Source organism: Actinomadura rubteroloni (genome assembly GCF_002911665.1).
GTDB lineage: Bacteria > Actinomycetota > Actinomycetes > Streptosporangiales > Streptosporangiaceae > Spirillospora > Spirillospora rubteroloni.
Genome location: NZ_MTBP01000002.1, coordinates 372,875 through 388,549 on the forward strand (window position 1 = coordinate 372,875; position 15,675 = coordinate 388,549).

Annotated in this window: 16 protein-coding genes; 1 reads left to right on the top strand and 15 read right to left on the bottom strand. The window is 74.3% G+C overall.

The window, feature by feature from the left end; translation table 11 throughout:
* Positions 1-9 precede the first annotated feature (9 nt).
* The 5 genes from BTM25_RS13085 to BTM25_RS13105 all read right to left on the bottom strand — a co-directional run bounded on the left by BTM25_RS13085 (position 10) and on the right by BTM25_RS13105 (position 5,490).
* Positions 10-825: an AAC(3) family N-acetyltransferase gene (locus BTM25_RS13085; RefSeq protein ID WP_103563185.1), complete on the bottom strand. Its 816-nt coding sequence runs from the start codon at positions 823-825 to the stop codon at positions 10-12.
* Positions 826-853: 28 nt separating this feature from the next.
* Entirely contained in the window at positions 854-3,142 is a 2,289-nt protein-coding gene (locus tag BTM25_RS13090; RefSeq protein ID WP_103563186.1) for a tetratricopeptide repeat protein, read from the bottom strand.
* Between the two features lie 96 nt (positions 3,143-3,238).
* Entirely contained in the window at positions 3,239-4,285 is a 1,047-nt protein-coding gene (locus BTM25_RS13095) for an LLM class F420-dependent oxidoreductase (RefSeq protein WP_103563187.1), read from the bottom strand.
* 46 nt (positions 4,286-4,331) lie between these two features.
* Entirely contained in the window at positions 4,332-5,009 is a 678-nt protein-coding gene (locus BTM25_RS13100) for an enoyl-CoA hydratase-related protein (protein WP_103563188.1), read from the bottom strand.
* A gap of 34 nt (positions 5,010-5,043) precedes the next feature.
* Positions 5,044-5,490, bottom strand: a complete 447-nt coding sequence (locus BTM25_RS13105) for a PaaI family thioesterase (RefSeq protein ID WP_103563189.1) — start codon at positions 5,488-5,490, stop codon at positions 5,044-5,046.
* Between the two features lie 101 nt (positions 5,491-5,591).
* On the opposite strand from BTM25_RS13105, the gene BTM25_RS13110 reads away from it, so the two are divergent.
* Positions 5,592-6,164, top strand: coding sequence for a TetR/AcrR family transcriptional regulator (locus tag BTM25_RS13110; RefSeq protein WP_103563190.1), 573 nt, complete (start codon positions 5,592-5,594; stop codon positions 6,162-6,164).
* Here the strand turns inward: BTM25_RS13110 and aroQ are convergent.
* The 10 genes from aroQ to BTM25_RS13160 all read right to left on the bottom strand — a co-directional run bounded on the left by aroQ (position 6,161) and on the right by BTM25_RS13160 (position 15,639).
* On the bottom strand, positions 6,161-6,607 hold the full coding sequence (gene aroQ, locus BTM25_RS13115; RefSeq protein WP_205648106.1) for a type II 3-dehydroquinate dehydratase: 447 nt from the start codon (positions 6,605-6,607) through the stop codon (positions 6,161-6,163). The genes BTM25_RS13110 and aroQ overlap by 4 nt on opposite strands.
* Complete coding sequence (gene aroB, locus BTM25_RS13120; protein WP_103563191.1) at positions 6,604-7,674, bottom strand: 3-dehydroquinate synthase; 1,071 nt, start codon at positions 7,672-7,674, stop codon at positions 6,604-6,606. Before aroB ends, aroQ begins: the two co-directional genes overlap by 4 nt.
* Positions 7,671-8,186, bottom strand: coding sequence for a shikimate kinase (locus BTM25_RS13125; RefSeq protein WP_103563192.1), 516 nt, complete (start codon positions 8,184-8,186; stop codon positions 7,671-7,673). Before BTM25_RS13125 ends, aroB begins: the two co-directional genes overlap by 4 nt.
* A gap of 11 nt (positions 8,187-8,197) precedes the next feature.
* Positions 8,198-9,376, bottom strand: a complete 1,179-nt coding sequence (gene aroC, locus BTM25_RS13130; RefSeq protein WP_103563193.1) for a chorismate synthase — start codon at positions 9,374-9,376, stop codon at positions 8,198-8,200.
* Between the two features lie 61 nt (positions 9,377-9,437).
* Positions 9,438-9,800, bottom strand: coding sequence for a monovalent cation/H(+) antiporter subunit G (gene mnhG / locus BTM25_RS13135; protein WP_103563194.1), 363 nt, complete (start codon positions 9,798-9,800; stop codon positions 9,438-9,440).
* The gene (locus tag BTM25_RS13140; protein WP_205648107.1) at positions 9,797-10,072 is read right to left on the bottom strand and encodes a monovalent cation/H+ antiporter complex subunit F; all 276 of its coding nucleotides are present in this window, start codon (positions 10,070-10,072) and stop codon (positions 9,797-9,799) included. Before BTM25_RS13140 ends, mnhG begins: the two co-directional genes overlap by 4 nt.
* Entirely contained in the window at positions 10,069-10,632 is a 564-nt protein-coding gene (locus tag BTM25_RS13145) for a Na+/H+ antiporter subunit E (protein WP_103563195.1), read from the bottom strand. Before BTM25_RS13145 ends, BTM25_RS13140 begins: the two co-directional genes overlap by 4 nt.
* Positions 10,614-12,197, bottom strand: a complete 1,584-nt coding sequence (locus BTM25_RS13150; protein WP_103563196.1) for a Na+/H+ antiporter subunit D — start codon at positions 12,195-12,197, stop codon at positions 10,614-10,616. The genes BTM25_RS13145 and BTM25_RS13150 overlap by 19 nt, the downstream gene beginning before the upstream one ends.
* On the bottom strand, positions 12,194-12,790 hold the full coding sequence (locus tag BTM25_RS13155; protein ID WP_103563197.1) for a Na(+)/H(+) antiporter subunit C: 597 nt from the start codon (positions 12,788-12,790) through the stop codon (positions 12,194-12,196). The genes BTM25_RS13150 and BTM25_RS13155 overlap by 4 nt, the downstream gene beginning before the upstream one ends.
* Positions 12,787-15,639 (bottom strand): Na+/H+ antiporter subunit A, encoded by a 2,853-nt coding sequence (locus tag BTM25_RS13160; RefSeq protein WP_103563198.1) that lies wholly within the window; start codon positions 15,637-15,639, stop codon positions 12,787-12,789. Before BTM25_RS13160 ends, BTM25_RS13155 begins: the two co-directional genes overlap by 4 nt.
* Positions 15,640-15,675 lie beyond the last annotated feature (36 nt).

Here is a 15,675-nt window from a genome sequence, read left to right on the forward strand (position 1 = left end):
TCCGCGACTCTAGTTCATCCCCGTCGGCCCGCCCGCGATCGAGTCGGCGCAGCGCGCGCAGCCCGGCGCGGCGCAGCGGGTGATCTCGGGGTCGTCGGCCATGGCGGCCCCGGCGGCGTCGAGCGCCGCGCGCACCGGGAACGCGCGCCAGCGGGACGCGCCGACCGTCGCCGTGCGGGCGAGCGGGCCGAGCCGTGGTTCGAGGCGGGGGAACCCGTCGGAGCAGCTTCCGGTCTCGACGGTCCCGATCGCGCCGTCCGGCCGCCGCGCCCAGCGGACGAGCGGCCGCCGTCCCGCGCGCTCCTCGGCGTGGTGCAGCGCGGTCATGCGGTCGAGGCCGACGCCGATCAGCAGGACGGCGCCGTCCTCGCCGGCGAGGGCGCGGATCGGCGCGTAGACGTCGGCGGGTGTCTGGACGCGGGCGAGGTCGTCCGCGCGCGGGCCGAGCGCGGCGAACGAGTTGAGGGGATGGTCGCCGCGCCGGGCGCCCGCGCGCCGCACGAGACGGGCGGGCAGCGCGCCCATCCCGTCGTTGACGACGCCGCAGGACACGTCGTAGATCGCGTCGGTGTCGGGCCCGGACGGCGCGTCGTAGTCGAAGGCGTTGCGCGCCGGGCGCAGTCCGGGCGGCGGCGCGACCCCGAACTGCGGCTCGGTGAACGTCGGCACGAGGACGGTGCAGCCGCGCGCCAGGAACGCGTCGAGGACCGCGTCCGCCTCGACGCGCGTGCCGAACGAGCGGAGCGCGGCGTGCACCATGACCGCGCGGCCGTCCAGGCCGAGCGCGGTGATCGCGGCGGTGAGCTGCTCGGGGGCGACGGTCATGGTTCTCCTTATCGGTTCGCGGGAGCGGTCAGCTCAGGTGACGCGGCGGGTCGGGGTCGCGGCCGTCCCGCAGGTCGCCGATCGCCCGCAGGGTCGCGCGGGTGTCGGGGTGGTCCGCGCCGAAGGCCCGCTCGCGGGCGGCGGCGACCTCGGCGAGCGCGGCCAGGGCCTCCCGCCGGCGTCCCCGGGCGGCCAGCGCCACGGCCCGTTCGTAGGCGGCGACGAGCGTGTCGGGATGGCGTTCGCCGAGCACCCGGCGCAGGTCGGCGAGCAGGTCGCGGTACTGCGCCTCGGCGTCGCGCGGACGGCCCTGCCGCAGCGCGAGCCAGGCGAGTTCGTGGCGGCTGCCGAGCGTCCGCGGGTGCTCGGGGCCGATGATCTCCCGGCGGCGTTCGAGGACGGCCCGGTGCGTCCGCTCGGCCTCGGCGAACCGATCCTGGTTCGCGATCGCCCAGGCCAGCTCGTGTTCGGTGATGAGGACCTCCGGATCGCGGTCGCCGAGGACGCGGCGCCGCTCGCGCAGGACCTCCCGGTAGACCTGCTCCGCCTCGGTCCAGCGGCCCTGGCAGCCCGCCACCCAGGCCACCTCGTTCCAGGTCCGCAGCGTGTCCGGGTGGCCGGGCGGCAGCCGGCGCACCCGATCCGCGAGGACGGCGCGGAACTGCCGCTCGGCCTCGGCGAAGTCGCGGAGCATCGCCGTCACCCAGGCGAGGTCGTGCCGGAGCGCCAGGACGTCCGGATGCTCGCGCCCGAGGAGCCGCGTCCCGTCCCGCAGCAGAGTGCGGGCCGCGTCCCGGGACTCCGCCCAGCGGCCCTGGAAGCCGACGGCCCTGAGGCGCTCGTGCTCCAGCCGGAACAGGGCCGCGTCGAGGTCGCCCGCCCGCCCGAGGACCACCGCGCAGAGCCGTTCGGCCTGCGCGGGCGCGCCGCTCAGCCGAAGCGCCTCGCCCGTCGCCCGCGCCGTCTCCATGAGGTCGCCGGGTGCGTCGAGGCCGGCCGGCATCGTCGCGACGAGGGCGTGCAGATGGGGTTCCATCGCGACGTGGCGCGCCCAGTCCGCCGGGCTCAGCGGGTCGAGCCCGTCCAGCGTCCGCACGATGAGGCCCACCGCGGCCCGCCAGATCCCGGCCCAGTCCTCACCGGGCAGATGGGCGCGGCCGGCGTCGGCCACCAGCGGATGGACGAGGACGGCCGCGTCCCGGACCTCGATCAGGCCGTACCGCCGCAGCAGTTCCACGCCCCTTTCGACACGACGGTCCGCCTCGTCCGGCGGTACGTCCAGCCGGACGGCGAACAGCGCCGAACGGGGCACCGGGGTGGCCGCGGCGCAGCAGGAGAGGATCCTCAGCAGCGGCCTGACCTCGGGGAATCCGGACGACGCCAGATGATCGAGAGTGATCTCCCACGTCCACATCGCGGCCGATCGCCGATCGTCGCCGCCGGACAGCCGCGTGAGGCCCGCGCCGTCGTCCAGCGCGCGACGGTAAGCGGCGAAAGTGCTCCACCGCGGGGCGGGCGACCCGAGGTAGCGGCCCGCGAGCTGGAGCGCCAGCGGAAGGCGGCCGAGACGGCGGGCCAGTGCGCGCGCCTCGTCGTCGGACCCGGCGCGCGGCGCGAGTTCGCGCAGCAGCCGTACGGCGTCGTCCTCGTCCAGGGACCCGATCCGCAGGACGCGGGCGTGCCGGCCCCAGGTCTCCGCGCTGTCGTCGCGGGTCGTCACGACGGTCAGACCGCGCCGCGACGCACGCGGCAGGCCCGTGCCGTCGCCCGGTCCGGCGCCCGGCCGGGCCGCGAGCAGGGACGGGACGTCGGCGTTGTCGAAGACGAGCAGCCAGCGCCGGGGCGCGCGGTCGAGCAGGGCCCAGAACAGGTCCGGGGCGTCCGGGTCTCCGCCCGCCAGCGCTCGCTCGGTCGCCGGGGACGCGCCGAGCCGCCGCGCGACCGTGACCAGGCCCGCCCGCAGCGTCGTCTCGTCGGCGGCCGACACCCACCAGACGTCGCGCCGCCGCCTGCGCTGCCACCGTCCGGCGAGGTCGGCGGCCAGCGTGGTCTTGCCCTGGCCGCCCATTCCGGCGAGGACGATCACCGCGCCGCCCCGCCGGCGCAGTGCGCGGCGCTCGGCCGCGCGCCCGAGCAGGCGGCGCGGCAGCGCTCCGGTGGGCGGTGCGACGGACGTCCCGCCGGGACGCCCCGGTCCGGGGTCGGGCGGCGGCAGGCGGGCCGGGCGCCGCAGGACGCCGCGCAGCCCGATCCCGAGGACGGGCACGGCCGCCACCACTCCGGCGACCGCGCCGAGCGCGTCCCAGCCGAAACCCATCGGGCCCTTCCGTCGTCACCGATCACCGGGCGACCGGATCGTCCCACAGAAGGATTCGGACGTATGTGAACTACGGAACAGGCCGCGGGGTCCGCGTCAGAGGTCGGCGGCCATCTCCTTGACCTTCTCGATGAGCGCGAGGCGGCCCTTGTGGTCGCCGGCGACGGGCGTGATGTTGAGGGTCGTCACGCCGGACTCCTTCATCGCGGCGAGGCGCTCGCGGACGTGCCCCTCCGGCCCGATGAGCGACATCTTCTCCAGCAGCTCGTAGGGGACCTTGGCCGCCGCCTCGTCCTTCTTCCCGGCGAGGTAGAGGTCCTGGATCTCCTCGGCCTCCTTCTCCCAGCCGTAGCGGCGGCAGAGGTTGTTGTAGAAGTTCTTGCCCTTGGCGCCCATGCCGCCGATGTAGAGCGCGGCCATCGGACGGCCGAACTCCAGGTAGTCGGTGACGTCGTCGCCGATCGCCAGGGCCGCCTGGCCGACGACGTCCAGCTCGCCGAGCGCCGGGTCGCGGCGGGACTTCCCGGCCGCCAGCGCCTCGCCCCACACCTCGCCCGCCTTCTCCGGCAGGTAGAAGATCGGCTCCCAGCCGTTGGCGATCTCGGCGGTCAGCTCGACGTTCTTCGGGCCGATCGCGGCGACGAGCACCGGGATGTCGGGGCGGACGGGGTGGTTGATGAGCTTCAGCGGCTTGCCGAGGCCGGTGCCCTGCCCGGCGGGCAGCGGGATGTTGTAGTGCGTGCCCTCGTGCTGGAGGCGCTCGCGGCGCCACACCTTGCGGCAGATGTCGATGATCTCGCGGGTGCGGGCGAGCGGCGCGGTGTACGGGACGCCGTGGAAGCCCTCGATCACCTGCGGGCCGGACGCGCCGATGCCGAGCGTGAACCGTCCGCCGGAGACGTAGTCCAGGCCCGCCGCCGTCATGGCGAGCAGGGTCGGGGTCCGCGAGTAGATCTGGAGGATGCCGGACGCGATCTCCAGCCGCTCGGTCTTCGCGGCGATGTAGCCGAGCTGGCTCACCGCGTCGAAGCTGTAGGCCTCGGCGACGTAGACGATGTCGAGCCCGGCCTTCTCGTACTCGGCCAGCTCGTCGACGGTCTCCTTGAAGCCGCCCGCGTAGTTGAGTGCCATCCCGATGCGCATCCGGCATCCCTTCTTCGACCGAACTCGGTTCTGTGGAAACGTACGCCTATTCCGCGGCCGGGGTCAGCACGGGGCCGCGCAGCGCCGCGAGGAGGTCCCGGTAGAGGTACTTGCGGATCGAGGCGACCACCGACCCGTCCTTGCCGGCGAGCGACGCGGCGCGTTCGACGGCGGCGGGAAGGACGTCGGCCTCGGCCGCCGCCTGCCCGACGATCCCCGCGTCCAGCGCCTGCCCGGACGTGTACCGGCGGCCGGTGATCATGGCCTCGTGCGCGACGGGCGGGGCCAGCCGCGCCTGGATCAGCGCGTTCATCCCCGGCGTGAAGCTCATGCCGAGGTCGACCTCGGGCAGGCAGAAGTAGCCCCGGTCGTCGCGCATCACGGCGGCGTCGTGGGCGAGGACGAGCATCCCGCCGGCCGCGAACGCGTGCCCGTTGACGGCCGCGACGGTCGGCGCGGGCAGTTCGATCAGCCGCGCGTAGAGGGCGTGGACGGACCGCAGGTACTCCTCGAACTTCTCCCGGTTCGCGCCGAGCCAGTCCAGGTCCAGGCCGTTGGAGTAGAACTTGCCGGTCCCGACGGTGACGAGGGCGCGCGGCCCTTCCGCTTTCTCGACCTCGTCCAGCGCGCTCTGCGCGGCGGCGAGGAAGTCGGGGTGGAAGCGGTTCTCGCCGTGGTCGAAGCGCAGCACGAACACCGCGCCGTCGCGCTGGAGGTCGATCATCGTCCGGTCTCCTTCGTCGGTTGCTGCCCGCACCCTACTGAGCGGGGTCCGGACCGAAAATCATGCAGGTGGCGGTTCCGTGCGCGACGAGCTTCCCGGCCGCGTCGGTGATGCGCCCCTCGCAGGTCGCGACGCGGCGGCCGAGGTGGATCGTCGTGCCCTCGCAGCGGAGGGCGCCGCCGTCCGTCCGCGCGGCCCGGACGAAGTTCACCTTGAGTTCGAGCGTCGTGTAGCCGGCGCCCTCGGGCAGCGCGGTGTGGACGGCGCAGCTCATCGCCGAGTCCAGCAGCGTCGACAGGACGCCGCCGTGCACCGAGCCGATCGGGTTGCCGTGCTGCGGGCCGGGGTCGAGACCGAAGACCGTCCGGCCCGGTTCGAGCGTTTCGACCGTCATGCCGAGCAGGGGGCCGATGCCGGTCCCGCTCTCGGCGCTGGCCTCCAGCGCGCTCCTGAGCTGCGCGAGGCCCGCCGTCTCCGCCATCCGCAGTCCTCCTCTGTATGACGGCCGTCATATCCCAGGCTTCCTATGACGTCCGTCATAGTCAAGTCGCGATACTTATGATGAATGTCATAATCGTCGGCATGGGGACCGACAGCCGGGAACGCATGGTGCGCAGCGCCGCCTACCTCTTCCGCGAACGCGGCTACTCGGGGACGGCCTTCCGCGACGTCATCGTCCACAGCGGCGCCCCGCGCGGCTCGATCTACCACCACTTCCCCGGCGGCAAGGTCCAGCTCGCCGAGGAGGCCGTCCGCTATGCCGGGGACTTCCTGAACGCGGGCATCCAGGCGGCCGTCGAGGGCGGCGACGCGGCGGCGGCCGTGGACGCGTTCACCGGCTGGTGGCGCCAGGTGCTCATCAAGAGCGAGTTCCGCGCGGGCTGCCCGGTCGCGGCGGTGACCGTCGAGTCGCACGACGAGGCGCCGCAGCTCGCCGCCGCCGCGGCCCGCGCGTTCGGCCGCTGGGAGGACACGCTCGCGACGGGCCTCGGCAACGCGGGCGTCCCGGACGGGCGCGCGGCGCGGCTCGCCCGGCTCGTCGTCGCGTCCGTCGAGGGCGCCACGATCCTGTGCCGCGCGCACCGCACGGTGGAGCCGCTGGACGACGTCGTGAACGAGTTGAAGACGCTCGTGGCCGCTGCCACCGAGGACTAGGCGGCGAGTTCGGCCGCGATGGCCTGGAGCGCGAGCACGTAGGACGTGAACCCGAAGCCGGCGATCGTCCCGGTCGCGACCGACGCCACGACCGAAGTGTGCCGGAACTCCTCGCGCGTCGCCGGGTTCGTGATGTGGACCTCGACGAGCGGCGCCGTGCGCTGCGCGATCGCGTCGTGCAGCGCGTAGGAGTAGTGCGTGAACGCCGCCGGGTTGAGGACGACCGGGACCCGCTCGTCGGCCGCCTCGTGGATCCACCGGACGAGTTCGGCCTCGTCGTCGGTCTGCCGCACCTCGGCGTGCAGGTCGAGCCGCCGGGCGGTGTCCCGGCACAGTTCTTCGAGGTCGGCGAACGTCGCGGCGCCGTAGACGTCCGGCTCGCGGACGCCGAGCCGGCGCAGGTTCGGCCCGTTCAGGACGAGCACGCGGCGGGAGTCGGTCACCGGGCCACCCTCTCGTAGGCGGTGCGCAGCAGGTCCTCGTCCGGGCCCTCCAGGCGGCCGGGCTCGGCGAGCGCGTCCAGGACCACGAACCGCAGGGTCGCGCCCCGCGACTTCTTGTCGATCGTCATCGCGTCGCGCAGGTCGGGCCACGCGGCGGCGGCGTAGGACGTGGGCAGCCCCACCGAGGCGAGAACGTCCCGGTGCCGGTCCCGGACGGACGGGTCCAGCCGCCCGGCCAGCACCGCCAGCTCCGCCGCGTAGACCATGCCGACCGCGACGGCGTGCCCGTGCCGGAACCGGTAGTCCTCGGCGCGCTCGATGGCGTGCGCGAGCGTGTGCCCGTAGTTGAGGATCTCGCGCAGGCCGCTCTCCTTGAGGTCGGACGCGACCACGTCCGCCTTCACCCGGACGGCGCGTTCGACCAGCTCGGAGGTGTGCGGGCCGTCCGGCCTGGCCGCACCCGCCGGGTCGGCGGCGACCAGGTCCAGGATCACCGGGTCCGCGATGAAGCCGGCCTTGATCACCTCGGCGAGCCCGCTGATGTAGTCCTCGCGCGGCATCGTCGCGAGCGTCGCGAGGTCGCACAGGACGCCCGCGGGCGGGTGGAACGCCCCGACGAGGTTCTTGCCCTCGGGGATGTTGATGCCGGTCTTGCCGCCGACGGCCGCGTCGACCATGCCGAGCAGCGTCGTCGGCACGAGCACCGCGCGCACGCCGCGCAGGAACGACGCGGCGGCGAACCCGGCGAGGTCGGTGGTGGCGCCGCCGCCGACGCCGACGACGACGTCGGTGCGGGTCATCCCGGCGGCGGCGAACCGCGACCAGAGCCCGGCGAGGACCCCGGCCTCCTTGGCGGCCTCGCCGTCCGGCACGGGCATCGGCAGCGCGGTGTACCCGGCCTTCTCCAGGGCCTCCCGGACGGGCTCGGCCAGCGCCGCGAGCCCTTCGCCGTGGACGACCGCGACGATCCGGGCGCGGCGGCCGACGAGCCGGGGCAGGTCGCCGAGGACGTCCGCGCCGATGACGACGTCGTAGGGGTCGGCCCCGCCCACGCGCACGACCGTCATGACCGCTCCTCCAGCGCGGCGGCGATCTCCGCCGCGATCTCGGCGGGCGTGCGGCCGTCGGTGGCGACGTGCAGCGTCCCGAGCCGTTCGTAGATCGGCAGCCGCTCGTCCAGCAGCTTGCGGAGCTGGCTGCGCGGGTTCAGCACCAGCAGCGGGCGGGCGCCGTCCAGGCCGATGCGCTTCACCGCCTCGCCGAGCCCGACCTGGAGGTACACGACCGTGTGCCCGGCCAGCAGTTCCTGCGTCTCGGCCGCGAGGACGGCCCCGCCGCCGAGCGCGAGGACGCCGTCGTGCCCGGTCAGCGCGGCGGCGACGGCCCGGCGCTCCAGCGCGCGGAACGCCTCCTCGCCGTCGTCCACGAAGATCTCGCCGATCGGCTTGCCCGCGGCGGTCTCGGTGTCGGCGTCGGTGTCGCGGAACCCGACGCCGAGCGCTTCGGCGAGCGCGGTGCCGACGGTCGACTTGCCCGAGCCTGGCGGCCCGATGAGCACCGCGCGGGGCCTGGTCGTCACTGCCGCGCCCCTCACTTGATCGTCAGCGAGGACAGGTAGCCCCGCAGGTTGCGGGCGGTCTCCTCGGCCGAGTCGCCGCCGAACTTCTCCAGCGCCGCGTCGGCGAGGACGAGCGCGACCATCGCCTCGGCGACCACCCCGGCCGCCGGGACGGCCGTGACGTCGCTGCGCTGGTTGATGGCCTTGGCGGGCTCGCCGGTGGCCGTGTCGATCGTGTCGAGGCGGCGCGGGACGGTCGAGATCGGCTTCATCGCGGCGCGCACCCGCAGGACCTCGCCGGTCGTCATGCCGCCCTCGATGCCGCCCGCCCGGTTGGTGCGGCGGCGCACGCCGTCGGGGGTGGCGTCGATCTCGTCGTGCGCGCGGGAGCCGGGACGGCGGGCGGTGGTGAACCCGTCGCCGACCCCGACGCCCTTGATCGCCTGGATGCCCATGAGGATGCCCGCGAGCCGCGCGTCCAGCCGCCGGTCCCAGTGGACGTGGCTGCCGAGGCCCGGCGGGAGCCCGTAGGCGAGGACCTCGACGACGCCGCCGATGGTGTCGCCCGCGCGCTTCAGCTCGTCCACGTGCGCGATCATCGCGGCGGACGCGTCGGCGTCGAAGCAGCGGACCGGGCTCTCGTCCACGGCCGCGAGGTCGCCGGGGCCGGGCAGCTCGCCCTCGGGCGCCTCGACCTCGCCGAGCGCGACGACGTGGCTGAGCACCGTCACGCCGAGCGCCTGCTCCAGGAACGCCTTGGCGACCGTGCCGAGCGCGACGCGGGCGGCCGTCTCGCGGGCGCTGGCCCGTTCGAGGACGGGACGGGCGTCGTCGAACCCGTACTTCTGCATCCCGACCAGGTCGGCGTGGCCGGGCCGGGGCTGGGTCAGCGGGGCGTTGCGGGCCTGGGCGGCGAGCAGGTCGGCGTCCACGGGGTCGGCCGACATGACCGTCTCCCATTTCGGCCACTCGGTGTTGCCGACCTCGATCGCGACCGGGCCGCCCAGCGTGACGCCGTGCCGGACGCCGCCGAGGATCGTCACCCGGTCCTGCTCGAACTTCATGCGGGCGCCCCGCCCGTGCCCGAGCCGCCGGCGGCGCAGTTCCTCGGCGATGTCGCCGGAGGTCACGCGCACGCCGGCCGGAAGGCCCTCCACGATGGCGGTGAGGGCCGGGCCATGCGACTCCCCCGCGGTCAACCAGCGCAGCATGATGCCGATCCTATTGAGTCGCGGGACGTCCCCGGGCACGTGTCCAACCGGTGAGAATCGGTCAGTCCAGATCCTCGGGCGGCGCGCCGCGCGCCAGGGCCTCGCTCAGCTCGTCGGTGTAGAGCAGATCGGAGCGGACCTGGCCGGTGCGGTAGGCCGACCGTCCGACCAGGTGCGCGGCGACCGGGACGGTCGTGAGCTGGAGCAGCGCGATGAGGACGAGCGTGGTGATCACGTCGATCGTCGGGTGCCGGATGCCGACGGCGATGAGGATGAGGACGACCCCGACGGCCTGCGGCTTCGTGGCCGCGTGCATCCGGGTGAGCAGGTCGGGCAGGGTCAGCAGGCCGAGCCCGGCGCTGAGCGCGGCGAACGCGCCGACGACCAGGCAGGCGGCCAGGGCGACGTCCGCGACGGCGCTCACTGATCGGCCACTTCGTCGTCGCGGTAGAGCATGAACCGGGCGAACGCGGCCGAACCGGTGAACCCGACGAGCGAGACGACGAGCATCGGCACCAGCTCCCACGGCTCGTCGGCGACGATGGCGCGCAGCCCGAGCCCGGCCATGATCACGGCGACCAGGACGTCCAGCGCGACGGCGCGGTCGAGCATGGACGGCCCGCGCACCAGCCGCGCGCCGACGAGCAGCGCGGCGATGGCGTGCCCTGCGGCGACGATGCCGTAGACGACGGTCACGGGTTCTCCTCCCGGGTGAGGGCGCGCAGGTCGGCGGGCGTCCCGATGGCGCGGACGACCCGCGCCTCCAGATCCAGCACCTGGCGCCGGGCGAGGTCGGCGGTGGCGTCGTCGGCGGCCCCGAGCGCGTGCAGGAACAGCGTCCCGGTCGCGCGCCGGATATCGAGGACGAGCGTGCCGGGCACGGCCGACAGCGCGACCGCCGTCAGGACGAGCACGGCGTCCGAGCGGGTCCGCAGCGTCACCGCGATCACCGAGTTGGCCCGTCCGGGCTTGTTGGACCCGACGGCCTGCCACGCCAGCGGCAGCACGCTGCGCGCGAGGTCGAGCGCGAACCGCGCGCCGAACCGGACGAGCCCGACCGGATGGAACCGCACGCCCGGGTCCACGACGGGGAACGGGAACGCGAGCAGGAGCGTGAGGCCGAGCACGAAGCCGTAGATCGCGTTGGCGAGCGTGATCCGGTTCCAGACGAGGACCCAGACGAGCGTCAGCCACAGGACGATCGGCAGCCGCGCCACGCGTCCTCCGACGCGGAGGTTCAGCCGGGAACGATCCACCGGGTGTCTCCGTTCTCCGCGGGCCGGACCTTCTCGATGTACCGGGCGGGCTGCGACATCTCGTCGGCGGCCCGGTCGGTGAGCCGCACGAGCGGCCCGCCCGCGACGGTGTAGGCGAGGCTGAGGGCGATCAGCGCGATCGTCGCGCCGACCATGCCGGGGGCGAGCCGGGCGGTGCCGACGGGCCAGTCCGCGGCGTCCTCCTCGGGGACGTCCTCGGCGGGCTCGTCGGCGGGGAAGGCGTCGCGGGGCGCCCGCCAGAACACCTGGTTCCACGCCTTCACGAGCGAGTAGAGCGTGAGCAGGCTGGTGAGCAGGGCCGTCGCGACGAGCGCGCAGACCAGCGGCCCGCCGAGCACCAGGCCCGCGTCCACCAGGCCGAGCTTGCCGAGGAACCCCGACAGCGGCGGGATGCCGCCGAGGTTCATCGCCGGGATGAAGAACAGCGCGCCGATGAGCGGCGACGACCGGGCGAGGCCGCCGAGCCGCCGCAGCGACGTGCTGCCGCCGCGCCGCTCGATGAGCCCGGCGACGAGGAACAGCGACGTCTGGATCGTGATGTGGTGCAGGACGTAGAACAGCGTCGCGCCGAGCGCCGAGCGGGTGCCCATCGCCAGCCCGAAGATCATGTAGCCGACATGGCTGACCAGCGTGAACGACAGCAGCCGGTTCAGGTCCACCTGGACCATCGCGCCGAACACCCCGACGACCATGCTGGCGAACGCGAAGACGAGCAGCGGCGTCCGCAGGCCGTGGCCGGGGAACAGCAGCGTCTCGGTGCGCAGCATCCCGTAGATGCCGATCTTGGTGAGGAGCCCGGCGAACACGGCGGTGACGGGCGCGGGCGCGGTCGGGTAGGAGTCGGGCAGCCACATCGAGAGCGGGAACACCGCGGCCTTGACCCCGAACGCGGCGAGCAGCATGACCTCGGCGATGCGCGCGACGCCGCCCGGCAGGTCGCGGACGCGCTCGGCGAGTTGCGCGAGGTTCACCGTCCCCGTCGCGGCGTACAGGACGGCGATGGCGACGAGGAACAGCATCGACGACATCAGCGCGACCATGATGTAGGTCATCCCGGCGCGGATGCGGGCGGGCGTGCCGCCGAGCGTGATGAGGACGTAGCTGGCCGTCAGCATGATCTCGAAGCCGACGAACAGGTTGAACAGGTCGCCCGCGAGGAAGCTGTCGGCGACGCCGGACACGAGCAGCAGGAACGTCGGGTGGAACACCGACAGCGGAGTGACGGGCTCGCGGTCGGCCATGTCCTGCGCGATGGCGTAGATCATCACGCAGAGGGTGACGGCGGCGGAGATCGTGAGCATCGCGCCCGACAGCCGGTCCACGATCAGCGTGATCCCGACCGGCGCGGGCCAGCCGCCGATCTGGGTCGCCTGCGGCCCGTGCCGGTCGGCGGTGACGAGCAGCACCGCGCCGACCACGACGACGGCGCTGAGCACGAGGACGCTGATCCCGCGCTGGACGACGGGATGGCGCGGCCCGACGACGATCTTCACGCCGGCGGCGAGCATCGGGAGCAGCACCGGCAGCGGCAGCAGCGCGTTCACGCCCCGAGCCCCCGTTCCGGCGGCTCGCCGGGGCCGCCGTCGCGCGCCTCGGGATGCTCGGGATAGTCCTCGACGCGGGTCGGGTCGTCGGTGGCGCGGCGGCGCCGGTCCTCGCGGATGCGGGCGCGCAGGTCGCGGCGCGCCCGCCGGATCGTCCGCCGCTGCCGCCGCGACCAGGCGCGGAACTCGCGGCGCTGTTCGCGGACCTCGGTGCGCAGCCGCTGGTCGACGTGGGTGACGCGGCGGTCCTCGATGTCGTCGCGGACCTCGTCGTCGCCGGTGAGCCGGCCGCTGCGGTAGGAGATCGAGAACACGAACGCCGACGACGCGAGCGTGATCACGATGGCGGTGAGGATCATCGCCTGCGGCAGCGGGTCGCTGAACGGGCCGTCGCCGTGCCGGCCGTCGAGGATCGGCGCGTGCCTGGGCGGCCCGGCCGTGGACAGGATCAGCATGTTCGCGCCGTTGCCGACCAGGACGGTCCCGACGACGAGCCGCGTCAGGCTGCGCTCCAGCATCAGCAGGACGCCGCAGGACACGAGCACGCCCCCGCACGCCGCCAGCAGGATCGGCGGGCTCTGCCCGGCGCTCACGACGCCACCGCCTCGGGCGCCTCGGCCTCGCGGTCGGCCTCGGCGCCGAGCGTGATGAGGACGTCCAGGACGAGCCCGACGACGATCAGGTACACGCCGACGTCGAACAGCAGCGACGTCGGGACGTGGAGGTCCCCGAGCACCGGGAGCGCGACGTCGACCAGCGTGCTCTTCAGCACGGCGCCGCCCCAGGCGAGCCCGGCGAACGCCGTCCCGGTGGTGCAGATCAGGCCGGTGCCGAGGACCGTCCCGACGCTCACCGGCGCGGCGGCGGCCAGCTCGTACGGGCCGCCCGCCAGGTACCGGACGACGACGGCGAGCCCCGCGACGATGCCGCCCGCGAACCCGCCGCCCGGCGAGGAGTGCGCCGCGAACAGCAGGTACAGCGACATGAGCAGCACGGTGTGGAAGATGAACCGCGCGACGACCTCGAAGATCAGCGACCGGCGCTCGGCCGCGAGCGTGCCGCCCCCCTCCAGCCAGTCGGGCTCGCCGCGTCCGGGCGCCGCCCGGTCCAGCTCCGCCAGCGACTCGAACCCCTCGACGGCCCAGACGTCGGTGCCCCGGCCCTGCGGCGGACGCGGCCGGTACCCGGCGCGGCGGCGGGCGAACACGATGCTCGTGATGCCGAGCGCGGCGAGCGCGATGACGCACGTCTCGCCGAGCGTGTCCCAGGCGCGGATGTCGACGATCACGGCGGACACGACGTTCTTCGCCCCGGTCTCGGCCGCCGCGCCCGGGTAGCCGCCGGAGATCGGCGCGGCCGTGCGGGCGCGGCCGGCGATGAGCACGGCCGCGGTGACCGACACGCCGACGAGCACCGCCGCGACGATGTGGACCGCGCGCCGCGACGCCGGGCGGGTCACCGGGAAGCCCATCGGCAGCGACCGCAGGACGAGCACGAACACGATGAGGCTCGCCGTCTCCACGAGGAACTGGGTGAGCGCGAGGTCGGGCGCGGCGTGCAGGAAGAACTGCGTCGCCGCGCCGTACCCGGTGCCCCCGGCGAGGACGACCGTCGCGCCCCGGTTGCGGGCTCGCACGGCGGCGATCCCGGACGCGGCGGTCAGCACGGCGACGGCGCCCTGCGCGGGGCCGTCCCAGAGCAGCCAGCCGTCGTGCCGCGTCCACGGACGGGCGGCGACGGCGGCGACGGTCGCGGCGGCCGTGGCGGTCATCGCGATGACGAGCAGGTAGCCGGGCAGCGAGCCGCGCTGCACCGATCCGGTGATCTGCATCGCGGTGTCGTTGGTACGGTCCATGATCGCGCGGTAGACGGCGGCGGGCTCGAACACCGTGAGGCGCCGGTGCGTCCGGGCGAGCGGCTCCCGGGCGAGGAACATGACGCCGCCGAGCATCAGCGATCCGGCCGTCAGCCACAGCGGGAGCCCGAACCCGTGCCACGGCGCGAGATGGTAGGTGTCGCGGCCGGGATAACCGGCGACCTCGCGTTCCAGCGGCGCGTCCAGGACGTTCGCGGCGAGCCCGAGCGCGACGCCCGCCACCGCCAGCAGCACGGGCGGCGCGAGCAGGCCGGGCGTGGGCCGGTGGACGGGCGTGTCGGGCACGCCGTCCTTGCGGGCGAACGCGCCCCACAGGAACCGCAGGCCGTACGCGGCGGTGAACGACGACCCGGCGACGAGCAGGACGAGCAGGAACCGGTCCTCGCGCGCGAACGCCTCGTAGCCGGCCTCCTTCCCGACGAAGCCGAGCGTCGCGGGGATCCCGGCCATGGACGCGACCGCGACCGTGGCTGCGCCCGCGAGCACCGGCGTGCGGTGCCGCAGCCCGCTCAGCTCGCGCAGGTCCCGGGTGCCGGTGGAATGGTCGATGATCCCGACGATGAGGAACAGCGCGGCCTTGAACAGCGCGTGGGCGAACAGGACGGTCATGCCCGCGAGCGCCGCCGTCCGCGTCCCCGCCGCCGCTAGCGTGATCATGAAGCCGAGCTGGCTGACCGTCCCGTAGGCGAGCAGCAGCTTCACGTCCGTCTCGCGCATCGCGCGCCAGCCCGCGAACACCATCGTCGCGGCGCCGAGCGAGACGACGATCGGCCCCCAGGCGATCGTGTGCGCGAACGCCGGGCCGAGCCGGACGCCGAGGTAGACGCCCGCCTTGACCATCGCGGCGGCGTGCAGGAACGCGCTGACCGGCGTCGGCGCGGCCATCGCGCCGGGCAGCCACAGGCCGAACGGGATGATCGCCGACTTCGACAGCGCCCCGGCGAGGACGAGGCTCAGCGCGGCGATCACCGCTCCCCCGCCCGGCGGACGCGCGACGATCTCCGATATCCGGTACGTCCCGGACGCGTTGCCGAGCAGGACGAGCCCCGCCAGCATCGCCAGACCGCCGAACGTCGTGATGACGAGCGCCTGCGTCGCGGCCCCGCGCGCCGCCCGCTTGCGCGCGTCGAACCCGATGAGCAGGTAGGAGAAGACGGTCGTCAGCTCCCAGAACACGTACAGCAGGATGAGGTTGTCGGCGAGGACGAGCCCGATCATCGACGCGGCGAACGCCATCATGTGCAGCGCGAAGAACCCGAGCCCCGGCTCACCGCGATCGAAGTACCGGGCGCAGTAGGCGACGATCAGCGCTCCGACGCCGCCGATGATCATGACCATCATCCAGGACAGCGCGTCCGCCCGGAAGTCCAGCGACAGGTGCAGCCCGGGGATCCAGGCGTGCCGCTCCTCGCGCGGCGCCGCCCCCGAGATCCACGGCGGGATCGCCCAGGCCGCCATGGCGGCGGGGACGAGCGCGAGCGGCAGGAAGGCGTCGCGGCCCCACCAGCGGACGAGCGCCGGGGCCGCGAGGACGGCCAGGCAGTGCGCGGCGAGCAGGAACAGCATGACGTCCCAGGGTGAGCGGGTAGTGACTGATTGTCA